The sequence below is a fragment of the Eubacterium limosum genome (genome assembly GCF_000807675.2).
Classification (GTDB): domain Bacteria; phylum Bacillota; class Clostridia; order Eubacteriales; family Eubacteriaceae; genus Eubacterium; species Eubacterium limosum.
Genome location: NZ_CP019962.1, coordinates 1,334,855 through 1,349,040, shown reverse-complemented (window position 1 = coordinate 1,349,040; position 14,186 = coordinate 1,334,855). Strand labels below are relative to the sequence as shown.

Sequence of the window (14,186 nt, the reverse complement as noted above, 5' to 3'; positions counted from 1 at the left end):
CTTATTTGCTACAAATTACGTATAATTACTAGATTAAAAAATTAAAGAACTGATGGTAATAACATCATTAACAGGCTAAAGTTAACTAACTGCCATACCCAGATAGTAGCTGCTGGAGGGTCAATATGAGAATCAGCATAGCTATTGAATGTCAATGCCATTACTTCGCCCCATACAGAGGTAATAATACCCATGATAGCGCCACCTAAAATTGCTAAGAATGGATTTAATGTAGCAGCGAAAACGATCATAGCTGTTGTGCCTGCTGGCAGGATTACGTGGTGGTATCCTTCTAAAGGAAGACCCATACATAAGAACGCCAGGGATACAGCAGCGATACCGAAACCGATGGAACCGATGTTATTGAATAAGTATAAAGCTTCATCAGAACCAGCTACGCCTAACTGACCTAAAGTAGCAGCTAAGCCACCAATAGCAATACCAATACCTAAGCCTACCATAATTAAGAAGCTTAAGCGTTTGCCTTCTGGGAAGTATTTTCTCTTTTCAGTACCAGTATATTTACCAGTAAGACCAGATTTTGTGAAGATCAAACGTACTAAGATGTCAGAAATGAATACTGTTAAAGCAACAGTATCGGTCCAACCTGCATAGCTGAATACCATTCCGCCAAGAACGGCACCTAATAAGTACTGAATTAAGAAACCAATAATACCAAATACACCACCGACTAACAGAACACCAGCGTCTCCAGTTTTGAATAATGGAGTAACGATATCCTGACCGTCGTCTAACAGGTTTTTAGTCTTAGCGTATGCAGCACCGGCTACAGCACCACCGAATGCTACGTGAGGTCCAAAGAAAGAACCAAAGCTTAACGCACCAATCATAGGAGCACCAGCTTCTCCGCCAAAAATAGCAGCAATTACAGTTAAACCTGTAAATACGAATGAAGGAACACCACCGATAGCAGCAGCTAATAAACCACCGCCAAACGCGGTAATTAACATTGTAAAGTCCATAATTATCCCCCTTATTAAATTATTTAGGACCGGATGGTAATTTTACCATCTTCGACGGCAGTTACTTTACCGTCGATACTTGCGAAAATACGGGCGCCAAGGCTTCCTTCCGGGATTTCTCCGATCAGGGTTCCCTTTTCAACAACATCCCCTACACTGACAACCGGCTGAGCAGGTGCACCAATGTGCTGTGCCAGCTGAATGGTTACTTCAGTAAACTGTTTGCCGCAATCGACCATCGGAGCTGGTTGATCATATTCATCCAGACCCAGACGAGAAATTAAACGATGTACGTTAAACTGTTTTGCCGATCTGAAAGGATCAGCCTGTTCAGGTTTGTTGTGATGTGGGTTTTTGATGCCTTTGCTGCCTAATTCCCGCTTGAGTGCGATATTGAACTTCCAAGGCTGGAGATCCATAACGCACGCATATTGACATAAGCCACATTCACAGCATAAGAAAGCATTTGTAGCTTGAGTGGTCGTATCACAAGTTGAGCCATAGGCTGCGATTCGCATAAGCTTGTGTGGTTCAAGGTTATGTCCCAGACTGTGTCTCGGACAAACTTCTGTACATAAACTACACTGCATACACGCCATTCCGGCTAATTTTATCGTATCCTGGATGCTTCTTGTCTTTGATTCGATCAATGGATGATCGCTCGGTAAAACAATAAAGCCCTTTGTAGTCTTTGTGACGTAGGAGTCGATATCGACAATTTTCCCCATCATTGGTCCACCATTGATAATGACAAAATCGGAAATGGTTGTTCCGCCAGCCAGCTCAAGTGCTTCACGAACAGTAATTCCAAGTGGAACCTTTGTCGTGATTTTATTGCGGACTGCTCCCGTAACAGTAATATATTTATCTACTACGGGCTTGTCCTCGTTCATTATATCATAAATATTGAGAAGTGTCTCTACATTTATGACTAAAGTTCCAACATTTAATGGAATTCCACCCTCTGGAACAATTCTCCCTGTTGTTTCATATACCAGTGTTTGTTCATCACCGGCAGGATAGAAATTATTCATAATGTGAAGGTCGATTTTTGGAAAATTTGGTAAGTCCTGTCTTAAAGCGCCAATGGCCGGGACATATTTCTTTTTAAGTCCGACAATGCCTGCCTTTGCCTTAGTATGATCCATAACAGCCTGAAGAGCCACCAGCATGTGGTGGGCTCTCTCGGCCATTAATTGTTGGTCAACTCTTAACAAAGGCTCACATTCAGCACCGTTGACAATAACTGTATCAACTTCAGCGTCGATTTTCACATGGGTTGGGAAGCCAGCCCCGCCGGCACCAATAATACCAGCGCTTTTGACTATTTCAACTAAATTTGTGCTCATGAGCAACACCCCTGTTATTGTTATTTAATATCGAATCCCCCAACGAGCACACATCTTCTTCTTCTTGCGAAGGATTTAGCAGATGTTAAGCCTTCACCGGTCGGACCTGCAATCGTGAATGTCGGATAACCTTCACCACCAAAGCCAATACCAGCGTAGGATGGACCATTTTTAACGAAAATGGTCGTCTGGATTCTCTTAGCCATTTCTGTTAATTTATCTACATTTTTGGAATGCATGATAGCGGTGTGTCTGTTTCCATGTTCTAATTCAACAGCAACATCGATACCTTCATCAACGTTAGCAACACGAACGATTGGAAGAATCGGCATCATCAGTTCTTCTACAGCCAACAGATGATCTTTAGAAGTTTCACAGATTAACACGCGTGTGTCTTCAGGAACATCCAGGCCAGCTGCCGCTGCGATGTATTTAGCAGATTTACCAACAAAGTCACGGCTCAGACGGCCTTCAGGACAAACCAGATCGGCTAAAGCGTCAATGGCTTTTTTATCTGTGATTTCATATGCGCCGTTTTTCTTCATGTTGAAAATCAGATAGTCTGCTACCTGATCGACAACAACGACTTCTTTTTCTGCAATACATGGCAGATTATTGTCGAAAGAACAGCCGTCGATAATATCTTTTGCTGCTTTTTCGATATCAGCAGTTTCGTCAACCAATGCCGGTGGGTTACCAGCGCCGGCGCCAATGGCTTTTTTACCACTGGACAGAACCGCTTTAACAACACCAGGACCACCTGTTGCAACTAACATTCTAATTTTAGGATGAACCATCATTTCGTTAGCAGCTTCAATTGTCGGGTTAGCACAGGTTACGATTAAGTTTCTCGGACCACCGACAGAGACAATGGCTTCATTTAATAATTTAATACATAAGAAGCTTGTCTTTAATGCCTTTGGATGGGGTGAGAAAACAACCGCATTACCGGCAGCTAACATACCAATACTGTTATTAACAATGGTTTCGTTCGGGTTTGTGGTCGGTGTAATCGCGCCGATCACGCCGAATGGTGACAACTCAAGTAAAGTACAGCCGTCATCACCAGCCCATGCTTCTGTCAATAAATCTTCAACGCCTGGTGTACCAGTTGTTGCAAGACGGTGTTTGGCCAACTTATGTTCATAGTTACCCATACCAGATTCTTCAACAACCATAGCGCAGATTGTTTCAACATTTTCTTTTTTGAGCATGATTTCACGCATTGCAGCAATCATCTGACGACGCAGTGCCAATGGTTTTTTCATGTACTCTTTCTGGGCAACTGCAGCAGCTTCAATTGCAGCGTCCATGGTCTGGAAAACGCCGTCTTTGCCGTCTACTACCGGAGCTCCGGTTTCTTCAGCATAGTCGATCTGATCCATTACCTTTTTTACAATATATTCAATACCTGTTGTATCAATATTCATACAGATTTCCTCCTGGATTCCTCTATTAAATCTTCTCTTTTATAAAATAGCTAATGCGCTTTGTGCAATGGCCATATCCTGGTCTGCTGTACCGCCGCTAACGCCGATACCACCGACAACTTTTCCCTCAACAATGAGTGGATAACCACCACCGAAGGTCACAATGCGGCCTTCATTAGTAAATTGAATTCCAAAGAGTGCTCCATCTTCTTTTGCCAGATCGGTAACCTTATCGGTAGACATTTTCAACGCATTGGCTGTATAAGCCTTGTTAACTGAAATATCCATACTGGCGAGCAGGGAATCTTCCATTCTTTCAAAATACGTTAAATTACCACCTGCATCAACAACGGAAAAAACAATAGGCACACCCATTTTTTCTGCCTTAACCCTTGCTGCTGCTCCCATTCTCTTAGCAGTTGTCAGAAGTGAAAAGTCTTTTTTTTTCTCTTCCTCAGGAGCTTCTTCTGAAGGCGCTTCAGCCATTTTTATTTTTTCAACGACTCGTCTGACGACTTCTTTCACCATTTCGTTGTATTCTTCAGTTCTTGCGAGAACGAAAAGCAGATCGGAAAGACGGTTGGCAAATTTCACCAGCTCCGGTCTTACATCCGGATCCTTGTGGGTATATTCCACAATTCTTCTTTCGCCGCGCCGTACAACTGTACGGGCCAGATGCAAAGCTGAGGATACAGGGTTTTTCCCTGGTACAATAAACGATTTTTGCGGGCCGATAACGGAAAGGTAATAGTCGAGTTTTTCTTCCATAAAGTCAATGTCTGCCTGGGAAATCCCATCCTTCAGCATTGCCTTCCCCTTTTCATCACTGGCGAGTTCCGCACCTAAAACGAAAATTCTTTCTTGTAAATGGTGGAGGATTTCGCGGATGTCATTGTCTTCAGATAAAGAATAGGCCAGGCCAATGGCTGAATTTGCTTCATCCATTGTACCGTAAGCTTCTACCCGAATATCATCTTTAGGCGTGCGGTTACCGCCGAACAAACCGGTTTCACCTTTGTCACCGCCTCTTGTATAGACATTTGGCATATTTCTACCTCACTAAACAATTTGAATTTCGTCAACAATTCCAACGATAGTCATATCAAGCGGTGCCAGCTTATCACCATAAACATAACGGGCCGTACTACCGGTCGTTACAATGACGGTTTCACCAATGCCAGCGCCGACAGAGTCGACCGCGATGGCAGTGGACTGGCTGGAGTATTTTTCAAACTCCCCGTTTTCATTGATTTTTTTGATAATTAAGAGTTTGCAACCCACAAGATTTGAATCCTTCTGAGTTGAAACCACATTACCAACTACTTTTGCTAAATGCATTCAATCACCTACTATATCTTTTCTACACGAAGACCAAGGGTAGCGATTGCTTCCTTAGCATATTCTGTAATGATAGCGTCCGCAGGCACTTTGATCACTTTGCTGTTGCGGTGTAATAATACATCGCCGCGGCTGATGATACGTTTTGCAATCATGCCATCATCCGGTTCAAAGGGATCGGATTCTTTAGATGTCTGCGAAGACACTGCACAGGCGCTGCTCTGAAGTGCGTCTTTGCAGCTGTCCTTTCCAACACAGCCATCATACAGCTCATCTGAGCTGACCAGCTTGATTCCAAAGCTTTTTAGAGCTTTGAGGTTATTTCTCAGTAACTCACGGTAGCCTTGCGGGGATTTTCCCATTCCCAGCTGAGCTCTGACGCTGTCATCCGGACAGGCGCCATTGATCGCACAAACAACTGGTGTTCCGGCCATGATTCCGTGGTTGATGAGGGTGAGCATTTCATTATCACAAATACCGTGAGCAACTTTTGCTGCGGTATTAACAGTTGTCGCTGCAATAATGATTTGATCAACTTCACCGTAAAGTTCTTTTTGGGCTACCTTGGAATCACTGTTATAAATGGTGTCTAAACCTAAGGTTTCCTGTATATAACTCGGAGTGAACACGTGCATCGCCTCATCCGAAAGGAAAACCTTTAATTGCCAACCATCATTTTTTAACTTGACCAGTGAATCCATTGCCTGTTTAAACCCGATAGCCGCACCGGAAAAAACAACCAGCGCCGTTTTAGGTCTATTCTTTATTCTTTTGATGACTTCTTCGACAACCTTCTGGATAAAAACATCCATAAAGGCTTCACTGTTAATCAAATCTTTTAAGTCCAAATTATATCACCACATTCCTTACCTTTGACAATTAAAGGCTATCCCTAAAGGGGTTACCAACAAAGGTTCTACGGGTTTTACTGTTTTGATGCCGATTTCTTTTTCAAAAACCTGTTCAAATTTATCAAAAACACAGGCCCCGCCGACCACATAAATGGTGTCGACATCATAGCCCTGGATAAAACGATGGACAATTGACGCCATCTTTTCCACAACTGGTTTAATGACTGGAAATATCTTCCGCTGGTCTTCATGCTTTTTCATTTCTTCTGCTTCTTCAAAGCTGATATGATAAGCGCCTGCGATGACAAGACTCATATGCGTCCCGCCAGTTGCCTCATCGGCTGTAAAAATGACTTCACCATTTTTCAAAATACTGATACCGGTGGTACCACCCCCAACGTCTACAACAGCACCGTTCTGGATTCCCAAAACGGTTGCGGCCGCCGTCGGTTCGTCGACCACATTGGTAACAGTAAAATCAGCTGAATCCACAACATTGGAAATAATCTTAGTATTTCCTTCCAAAATTCCAGGTGGGATAGCGGTTGCGGCATTGGCATACGTTAAATCAACACCAATAATTTTTTCGACTTCGGATTTCAATGTTCTGACGATGTTCACCGCTCCGAGGTAATCCACGACGATCCCGTCTCTTACAACGTGAGCGCCCTGGGTAGCGCCTGCTACCGGACGGTTATTTTCGTCAACAACAGCTACAACGATATTGGCTGTACCAAGGTCGACGCCAACCTTCAGGTTTCCCTGATAAGGGTTTGCTCTTTTGGCTTTGATCAGTTCATTAAACTCTAGTATCGTGTCATTACCGCTCTTCCAGTCCATTATTTCTCCTGCTTTTTAACAATTTTTAAAATGTCATTATTTTTAAGTCCGGCAGCGTTGGCTTCATCAGTGTCGATATGCATTTCATAAGCATATTTCGGAGACACACGTACCAACACATCTCGGAACAGCGTAGGACGCAGTCCACTGCTCTCTACACCTACACAATCGCCATCCTTCAGTCCCAGCTGTTCTGCAATGTCCGGAGTCATGTGAATGTGACGCAGTGCCGCAATGGCACCATGATCCAGTTCAACACGGCCGCACGGCCCTTCCAGAATAAGTCCCGGTGTTCCTTCCAGTTTGCCAGACTCACGAATTGGTACATTAACACCCAAGGTTCGTGCATCGGTCATTGAAAGTTCAATCTGGGTTTCATTTCTTGCTGGTCCTAAAACTCTAACTTTAGGAAATTCACCTTTGGGTCCAATGATTCTTACACATTCTTCACATGCAAACTGACCAGGCTGTTTAACATCTTTTAAATTTGTAAGCTGATGTCCTTCGCCGAATAATATTTCGACATGTTCCTGTGTCAAGTGAAGATGTTTATTGGAAACGCCCAAGGGCACGCGATTTGGAGCGTCTTTTTCTGCCATTAATTTCTTGACAGTGTTGATGACAATCTCTTCAATCACTTTTCTTTCAATATCATTCATTCGCTTACACCTTTTCTTTAAGATCTATGGATCTGCTGTTCGCAAGGATTATTCTTCTTCTGTCGGTTGTTCTTCGACTGCTTCATCTTTTTCCTCAGAAATAGGCGTCAGTGTTTTTTCCACTGCAGTTGTCGGTTTTTTCTGGTCATACTTATTGAAAACCCAATAAGAATCCAGTTCCATCCGATCACGATCCTGTTCCGGATCAAAGCCCATTGTCTGGTTATTATAGATCATCGGCCCAAGCCCATCGGCCGGCCGCGCAATCACTTTTGTACTAAAGACACCGCGTCCTTTGGCGCAGGCAGCCGTTGCCGCTTCAACAGCAGCTTTAACCGCACCCACATCGCCAACGACTTTAATGGTATGCATACCGTCGCCTTTAGCGGATTCCAAACCAAGCAACTCGACATTTGCTGATTTCACAGCAGCATCAGTGGCTTCAATGGCTGTTGCCAGCCCAATCGCTTCAATCAACCCTAATGCTTGTCTCAAATAAATCCCCCCTCACTATTTAGCACTGCCAATGTCTTTAAAAGGCATTCGTTTTACAAGTCTGGCCGCATTTGCGCCAATGGCTCTGAGGGTATTCTCATCATCCTGAAGACGGACAGAAAAAAGCGGAGCATTTTCTTTCAACTTAATGTAATGTAAAACAATACTGTCGCCGATGCCGATGCCCACACCGAGATGCGAGACCTCAGCCGCTTTGTAAGCAAGCTCAACGCCGTCATTGTTGTCCTTTTCTTCAAGAGAATAAGGTAAACCTTCTTCTTCGATGCCTAATAAAACCTGTGTGACAATGCTTTTATTGACAGAGTTTTTATTGTAATAAACCTTTATTTCTGGTTTTGGAGCTTCGAAGTTCACATTCATGTTATTCACCTTCGCCGTACGCAAGTACTAAGCCGGTGGCAACTGCGTTTCTTGGACCTTCTACACTTCTTATATTTGCTCTACCTGCTACAATACTGAATTTTGACAAAGCATCCGTTACCAGCTGCGGAATCTCAAAGTCGAGAGCAGAGCCGCCGACCAATGTAACAAACTCGATGTCTCTTACATTACCGGTTGGGCTGACGCGTTCCAATGAACGAATCGCGTTGACAACAAAAACTTTGGTTTTTGCTTCACGGCGCACAGTACGGATTCTTTCCAGCGAATGGTTTCCTGGAATCGGAACCATGCCGCTTGGTGTCAGAATAACGACACGTGCAAATGATCTCGGATCTAATGGTTCATCAAAAAATTGAACAGTTCCATCTTCATGACGAATATGGAATAAGCTTTCTACCTTTGCTAAAGGGTATTTTTTAATATCTTCTGCCAGGCCTGAGTCCTCGAAACCAAGTTCTGAACCGATAAGCATGGTGACCATGTTACCAGCGCCTGCCAGATGAATAGAATGTATTTCGCCAGCCCTGTTAATAATAGCAGCATCTGTCGATCCTGCGCCCATGTCAATGATCGCAAGTGGTCTATTGCTACCCGGGGTGGTTAACGCACCACGGATTGCCATGTCAGCTTCAACACCGCCGACTTCAACCTTAACATTCAGTTCTTTTTCAAGAACTTCAGCAATCATGTTCATCTGTAATTTATCAGCCTTAACCATCGCGGCGATACCAACGGCATTTTCCATGGAAAATTCGTCGGCCATACCGCCCTTTACGCTCTGAGGCACAAAGGTGTCAACAGCTAATAAATCCTGGATTTTAATGTTCTGGGGATTCTGTTCAGTCAGATTAGACATAACCTGTCTTACCTTTTCGAGCATACCGCCGGCGTTTGTTCCAGCTTCCCCCTTAACATCTTCGACAGGCGCAACGCTTCGGATTGCATCCATGATGATTTCCGCGCCTTCATCAACATTAACTTCGGCTTTTTTATGTTCGCCCTGGATAATGATTTTGCCGGCTGGGATTTTACGTTCTTTAACGTCCCCTGCTGGCGTTTTGATGACAACGGCAGAACGGTTCCCGATCAAGGCTCTTGATACAGGAACGACTTGTTTGGTTTCATCGGAGGATAAATCGAAGACTGTTGCAATCCCATAAGGATTGGATAATTGTTCAACGACGGCTCCTGGAGCTGCTACTTCTACAGCAGCACGCATTCCAAGCGGAACCTTATCAATTAAAGAAACTTCATCGACAATCGGGATTTGTTTGTTCAAACGGTTATTAATTAAAACGCCATCATCACGCTGGACAATGGCACCATTTACAAAAATGCCGTTTGCAACGGCCTGATTAATAATGCTGGAGGAACTCTCAAAGTCAACTTCACGCGGAATGATGACAATAACCGAGTCGCCTTTTTTAACACTATTAATTTCCCTTATGTTTACAGTAACACCAACGCCGGTCCCCAATCCTCCCGGAGTGGAAGGATTGTGACCGATCATGGTTGATTCTGTAATAATTGTCTCAGTAATAGTTTCCATAGCCACATCACCAATAACTGGAGCGGCTTCATTGATTCTAATTAAATCAACATTATCAACAGTTAAGTTTGCTTTTTCTAGGGCTTGTTTTAGAGAGGCGAACACTCCATGAATGTTTTGACGTGTCCCTTTCATACCAGTGGTACTAACGATGCCACTGCTCAGGAACTCAGGTTTTCCGTCAGTATATCGGGCAAGCGCCGTTTCGGTACTTGCATTACCAATATCAATACCTGCAATAATCATATCGCTTCCTCCAAACAATTTCCTGGATTATGTTGTGCTTACTTAAATTCTTTAGATCTCTTTCTTACGTAGTAAACTTCAGCGGCTTCTGCTACTAAAGCTGCAGAGATAGGTGCATTGTACTGGTTTTTCAGTTCTTCTGAGATAGCTAACAGTTCATCTTTAGTAGATTTGTAAGGTCTCAGTGCATTGTAGATTTCAAGTAAACGAGCATCTGGAACAGCGATCAATTCAGCAGCTCTTCTTAAGTTGCCTGCGAATGCATCACGATGTACAGATTCAGCTACCTGAGCCTGTAATTCCAGAGTTTCTGGTCTGATTCTTAAATCTTCAGCGGTTAATTCACCAGCTAATAATTTATCCAGTGTTAATTCTTTGTACTGTTTGCCAGTAGCAGAGATAATTAATTCTGGTCTCTTATCACCGATTGGGTAATCATCTTTTGTAACTTTGTCGCCACAAGCACAAGAAGGTGCTTCAGCTGGTGCAGCTGACATAGACGCCATAACTTGTTTAACGATCTGTTCTAACATTTGTTCTTGAGTCATTCTATCCACCTCCTATTTGAATGTAACTTTCATTTCTACAGGTTTTTTACCTGGCACAACATGTTCTGTTTCTTTAATATGTAACAGAGCAGCTTTAGCCTGATAAGCAGGACGAGCCATCTGGTCATTACGAACCGGAACTGGAGCCGGGCTTTCGCCTTTAGCATATTTAGCAGCATTTTTACCGATGGCACGATAGGTGTCTAAATCGATCAAAGGAGCCTGAGAGAATAATTCCAAGTTAGATAACTGTGGTAAATCTTTCTGGTGGATTAAGCAGGTGCCTTTTGACTGTAAGCCAACAGCAACGCCAGAACCACTCAGTTCAGCAGCGTCATGTCCGCATACAGCAACGTCGGAGCTTCTGTATACTTTGATAACACGAGCTTTTAAACCTTCTTCTTCGATACCGGCAATAATTTCTTTTAAGATTTTATCATGAGGTACGCCAACAATATTTTCTGTCTGGAATTCAGCAAAAGCTGGAGCTAAACCAATCAGAACTTCGTCAGCAGCAACACCCTGCTGAACATCCCCTACTGGAGTTAATTCAACAGAACCCGCAGCAGCAGCGGCAGAAGCAGCCGGAGCAGCAGGAGCAGCATCGCATGCAGGAGCAGCGCCGCTCATTTCATTTAAAACATCTTCGATGATACTTTTTAACATTTGTTCATTAATAGCCATTCTACTACACCCCTTTCCTTAAATGCTGGCTGGGTCAACAGCCCATGGAATATCCTGAATTTCTTTCCATCTTTCATCACTGATTACATAACCAGTCATTGGACCATGGTAGTCGTTCATGTAGTTAACTGCAGAAACAACTTCCCAGTCAGATGTGATCATAGAAGCGGTGTGTAAGTAGTCACCAGCACATTTCTGTAACTGAATGTTGAAGATAGATTCAGCAACATCTCTCATGCCGCCGCGGTCTAATGCTTTAACGAAGTCAACAGCCGTTGCGCGGTTTACTAAGTCTTCAGCAGCTTTCAGGTCAGCAACTACGTCACGGTCAGGCATATCCTGAGAACCGTTAGCGTATGTACCAGCTTCAACTTCTTCATCGGTGATTTCTGGTAAGCCTAATTCACGGAAGATAACCTGCATAGCACGAGCAGCTTTTGCACGAGCAGCAACAACAGTATCTTCATCAGCAGGCTGTAAGCCGGCGTCGATCTTAAGGTCACGCTGGATTACGTTCCAGTCATCATAGTCTTCAGCATCCCAGTTAGAACCTGCGAACATGTTGTCGTAGTTTGGTGTAGAAGAGTAACCAGAACAGATATAATCGGTACCTGGTACCATCTGCATTAATGAACGAGCAACTCTACGAAGGTCGGAGTGGGTGAAGGTCTGGTCATTAGAAGAAGCACATTCAAGGTCTAAACATGCTGCTAATAAGTTTTCAGCCAATACTTCACGGATACCGCCAGGTACACCAGCAGGTACACCGATACAAGATACGGAACCATTCTGAGTACCCTGAACGCCAGCGCCTTTTGTTACATATAAGCAGCGGGCTTCTAAGTATAACATGGATTTACCTTCGGCATAACCCATCTGTACTTCAGAACCGGAACCGGATGTAAAACGCATCTTAAGACCACGGGAAGCGTAGCAGGATGCTAAGAAAGCTTTAGAGTAAGGAGTATCATCGCCATCCATGAATACTGGTTCTGTACCATATACAGAAATAGTTTCAGCATAAGCGGTGTAGCCCTTCATACCTAAGTCAAGTTCGGTAGCTTCTTCAACAGCACACTGTGTTAAGATACCAGGACGGCCAACATTTGCGCCAACCATGATAGCTAAAGCGTTGAAAGGAGCGTAACGAGCGATACCAACGGTTGTTTCCATTTCGTCGAAACCACGGATAGCAGCTTCAGCAGCGTCACACGCGATCTGAACCATGTTATCTTTAACGTTGGTAACGTGGCACTGGTTAGAAGGCATTAAGCGTGCACGCATTTTTGTCTGTGCCATCATCATTTCCAGTACTGTCATGTTACCTAAAACTTCGGTAATTTTAGCAGGAGTAATGGAAGTAGTAATGTCTACAACAGTTGCTCTTGGTACGTTGATATCACAAAGCATACGAGCAATTTCCAGAGAATCCATTGCCATGTATTCCTGTGCTTTTTCTGTACGGATACCGTAGTTAGCGATGAAGGTATCGAGCATATCAAATTCTGCTCTTGCCTTACCGTCCATTTCTACGATAACGCCATTTTCAATTTTTAAGCTCGGAGTAGGATCTCCGGGGTTATTCATTGCAATAAGACCTACTTCAGGCCATTCTTTTACGAAACCGTCCTTTTTAACCGGACGAGCATCTAACGCTTCAAATCTTTTTGATCTCATAGTCATTCCTCCTCTTTTCTATAACTATTTCGCTACTGCTTCTTAAATATAAGGAGTTGTAGAAGATGGTGCAGGACCAGCCATAGCTTCCAGAGCTGGTTTACCAACTTCTCTTGCAGCGTAAATAGCTTGACGAACAGCACCTGCGTCGCCAGAGAAGAAAATCATGGACTCGTTTGAATACTGTGTGCCACCATTGTCAGGTGAAGCATAACCAACTAATTCTACGTTAGCAGCTTTTAAAGCAGCATCAGACATTAATACGCCGATACCTGCAGGAGCGCCTACAACGATACCGAAAGCTTTGCCGATTGGAGCGCCTAATACCATGTTGCAAGCGAAAGAAGCTCTTGCTGTGTACTGGAATTCCAGATGACCAGCGTCGTTTCCGTATACATCGCCGAAAGTTCTGTTCAAGTCATTTAAAGCGACTTCAACAGCACGTTTAGCATCAGATACGTCTTCAGCACCGAAAATAATTAAAGAACCGTGACCAGCGCCACCTTTTGTATCTCTTGCGAATTCGCAGGAAACAACTTCTGTGTTGGTAGCTTTAACAGCTTCATCAGCTGCGAAAACCTGAGGGCCAGCACCAGTACGAGCGGATAAAATACCGATTGATCTATATTTAGGGTCAATTTTCATTGCTTCATGTAACTGAGAGTCTACATTAGCGATTACGAAACCAATGGTGTCACCAATGGCGGTTCCAACGAATTCAGTTAAGCCACAAACACCAGTTGCTGCTGCACAAGTACCTGTTTCTTCAACTTCGTCCATTTTTTTCATGACTTCTTCCATCAATTTGTTCATTAAATCATCTTTCATTAATCTACACCTCCATTAAATTTAGATTAAAAACTAGGTAACATTTTTTCCACATCTTGATGTGGTCTTGGGATAACGTGTACAGAAACAACCTGACCTACTTTGTCAGCTGCAGCTGCGCCAGCGTCTACGGCTGCTTTTACAGCACCAACATCGCCACGAACCATAACGGTTACTAAACCAGAACCGATTTTTTCATAGCCTGTTAATACTACATTTGCAGATTTAACCATTGCATCAGCTGCTTCAATACAGCCAACAAGACCTTTGGTTTCAATCATACCTAAAGCTTCATTTGTCATAAGCT

The 14,186-nt window shown here is 43.5% G+C and carries 16 protein-coding genes; all 16 read right to left on the bottom strand.

Going from position 1 to position 14,186, the window contains the following annotated elements; translation table 11 throughout:
* Window positions 1-41: 41 nt before the first annotated feature.
* The 16 genes from B2M23_RS06175 to pduA are packed head-to-tail and all read right to left on the bottom strand — an operon-like array spanning window position 42 to window position 14,181.
* Window positions 42-983 carry a DUF7973 family transport facilitator gene (locus B2M23_RS06175; RefSeq protein WP_038352524.1) on the bottom strand — a complete coding sequence of 314 codons (942 nt, stop codon included), beginning with the start codon at window positions 981-983 and terminating at the stop codon, window positions 42-44.
* Between the two features lie 23 nt (window positions 984-1,006).
* The gene (locus tag B2M23_RS06170; protein WP_013382320.1) at window positions 1,007-2,332 is read right to left on the bottom strand and encodes a 4Fe-4S dicluster domain-containing protein; all 1,326 of its coding nucleotides are present in this window, start codon (window positions 2,330-2,332) and stop codon (window positions 1,007-1,009) included.
* 20 nt (window positions 2,333-2,352) lie between these two features.
* Window positions 2,353-3,762, bottom strand: coding sequence for an aldehyde dehydrogenase family protein (locus B2M23_RS06165; protein ID WP_201261614.1), 1,410 nt, complete (start codon window positions 3,760-3,762; stop codon window positions 2,353-2,355).
* Window positions 3,763-3,801: 39 nt separating this feature from the next.
* Complete coding sequence (locus tag B2M23_RS06160; protein WP_038352523.1) at window positions 3,802-4,809, bottom strand: cob(I)yrinic acid a,c-diamide adenosyltransferase; 1,008 nt, start codon at window positions 4,807-4,809, stop codon at window positions 3,802-3,804.
* Between the two features lie 12 nt (window positions 4,810-4,821).
* Window positions 4,822-5,100: a EutN/CcmL family microcompartment protein gene (locus B2M23_RS06155; protein ID WP_013382323.1), complete on the bottom strand. Its 279-nt coding sequence runs from the start codon at window positions 5,098-5,100 to the stop codon at window positions 4,822-4,824.
* An 11-nt stretch (window positions 5,101-5,111) separates the two neighbouring features.
* A complete protein-coding gene (locus B2M23_RS06150; protein WP_038352522.1) occupies window positions 5,112-5,948 on the bottom strand; it encodes a flavoprotein in 837 nt (278 codons plus the stop codon).
* An 18-nt stretch (window positions 5,949-5,966) separates the two neighbouring features.
* A complete protein-coding gene (gene eutJ, locus B2M23_RS06145) occupies window positions 5,967-6,791 on the bottom strand; it encodes an ethanolamine utilization protein EutJ (protein ID WP_013382325.1) in 825 nt (274 codons plus the stop codon).
* Window positions 6,791-7,450 (bottom strand): phosphate propanoyltransferase, encoded by a 660-nt coding sequence (gene pduL, locus B2M23_RS06140; protein WP_172611187.1) that lies wholly within the window; start codon window positions 7,448-7,450, stop codon window positions 6,791-6,793. The genes eutJ and pduL overlap by 1 nt, the downstream gene beginning before the upstream one ends.
* 48 nt (window positions 7,451-7,498) lie before the next feature.
* Complete coding sequence (locus B2M23_RS21675) at window positions 7,499-7,945, bottom strand: BMC domain-containing protein (protein WP_013382327.1); 447 nt, start codon at window positions 7,943-7,945, stop codon at window positions 7,499-7,501.
* 15 nt (window positions 7,946-7,960) lie between these two features.
* Window positions 7,961-8,326, bottom strand: a complete 366-nt coding sequence (locus tag B2M23_RS06130; RefSeq protein ID WP_038352521.1) for a glycerol dehydratase reactivase beta/small subunit family protein — start codon at window positions 8,324-8,326, stop codon at window positions 7,961-7,963.
* Window position 8,327: 1 nt separating this feature from the next.
* Window positions 8,328-10,142 carry a diol dehydratase reactivase subunit alpha gene (locus tag B2M23_RS06125; protein WP_038352520.1) on the bottom strand — a complete coding sequence of 605 codons (1,815 nt, stop codon included), beginning with the start codon at window positions 10,140-10,142 and terminating at the stop codon, window positions 8,328-8,330.
* A gap of 38 nt (window positions 10,143-10,180) precedes the next feature.
* Window positions 10,181-10,690 (bottom strand): diol dehydratase small subunit, encoded by a 510-nt coding sequence (locus B2M23_RS06120; RefSeq protein WP_038352519.1) that lies wholly within the window; start codon window positions 10,688-10,690, stop codon window positions 10,181-10,183.
* A gap of 12 nt (window positions 10,691-10,702) precedes the next feature.
* Window positions 10,703-11,374 carry a propanediol/glycerol family dehydratase medium subunit gene (locus B2M23_RS06115; protein WP_013382331.1) on the bottom strand — a complete coding sequence of 224 codons (672 nt, stop codon included), beginning with the start codon at window positions 11,372-11,374 and terminating at the stop codon, window positions 10,703-10,705.
* A gap of 18 nt (window positions 11,375-11,392) precedes the next feature.
* A complete protein-coding gene (locus B2M23_RS06110; protein ID WP_013382332.1) occupies window positions 11,393-13,051 on the bottom strand; it encodes a propanediol/glycerol family dehydratase large subunit in 1,659 nt (552 codons plus the stop codon).
* Between the two features lie 42 nt (window positions 13,052-13,093).
* Window positions 13,094-13,879: a propanediol utilization microcompartment protein PduB gene (gene pduB, locus B2M23_RS06105; RefSeq protein WP_013382333.1), complete on the bottom strand. Its 786-nt coding sequence runs from the start codon at window positions 13,877-13,879 to the stop codon at window positions 13,094-13,096.
* 26 nt (window positions 13,880-13,905) lie between these two features.
* Entirely contained in the window at window positions 13,906-14,181 is a 276-nt protein-coding gene (gene pduA / locus B2M23_RS06100) for a propanediol utilization microcompartment protein PduA (RefSeq protein ID WP_013382334.1), read from the bottom strand.
* Window positions 14,182-14,186: the final 5 nt, after the last annotated feature.

Excerpts from the sequence above, each read along its gene's own strand:
- pduL (WP_172611187.1), bottom strand. The coding sequence starts at position 7,450 with ATGAATGATATTGAAAGAAAAGTGATTGAAGAGATTGTCATCAACACT.
- B2M23_RS06110 (WP_013382332.1), bottom strand. The coding sequence starts at position 13,051 with ATGAGATCAAAAAGATTTGAAGCGTTAGATGCTCGTCCGGTTAAAAAG.
- B2M23_RS06130 (WP_038352521.1), bottom strand. The coding sequence starts at position 8,326 with ATGAATGTGAACTTCGAAGCTCCAAAACCAGAAATAAAGGTTTATTAC.
- B2M23_RS06115 (WP_013382331.1), bottom strand. The coding sequence starts at position 11,374 with ATGGCTATTAATGAACAAATGTTAAAAAGTATCATCGAAGATGTTTTA.
- B2M23_RS06165 (WP_201261614.1), bottom strand. The coding sequence starts at position 3,762 with ATGAATATTGATACAACAGGTATTGAATATATTGTAAAAAAGGTAATG.
- B2M23_RS06175 (WP_038352524.1), bottom strand. The coding sequence starts at position 983 with ATGGACTTTACAATGTTAATTACCGCGTTTGGCGGTGGTTTATTAGCT.
- B2M23_RS06125 (WP_038352520.1), bottom strand. The coding sequence starts at position 10,142 with ATGATTATTGCAGGTATTGATATTGGTAATGCAAGTACCGAAACGGCG.
- B2M23_RS06155 (WP_013382323.1), bottom strand. The coding sequence starts at position 5,100 with ATGCATTTAGCAAAAGTAGTTGGTAATGTGGTTTCAACTCAGAAGGAT.
- pduB (WP_013382333.1), bottom strand. The coding sequence starts at position 13,879 with ATGAAAGATGATTTAATGAACAAATTGATGGAAGAAGTCATGAAAAAA.
- B2M23_RS06160 (WP_038352523.1), bottom strand. The coding sequence starts at position 4,809 with ATGCCAAATGTCTATACAAGAGGCGGTGACAAAGGTGAAACCGGTTTG.
- B2M23_RS06170 (WP_013382320.1), bottom strand. The coding sequence starts at position 2,332 with ATGAGCACAAATTTAGTTGAAATAGTCAAAAGCGCTGGTATTATTGGT.
- pduA (WP_013382334.1), bottom strand. The coding sequence starts at position 14,181 with ATGACAAATGAAGCTTTAGGTATGATTGAAACCAAAGGTCTTGTTGGC.
- eutJ (WP_013382325.1), bottom strand. The coding sequence starts at position 6,791 with ATGGACTGGAAGAGCGGTAATGACACGATACTAGAGTTTAATGAACTG.
- B2M23_RS06120 (WP_038352519.1), bottom strand. The coding sequence starts at position 10,690 with ATGACTCAAGAACAAATGTTAGAACAGATCGTTAAACAAGTTATGGCG.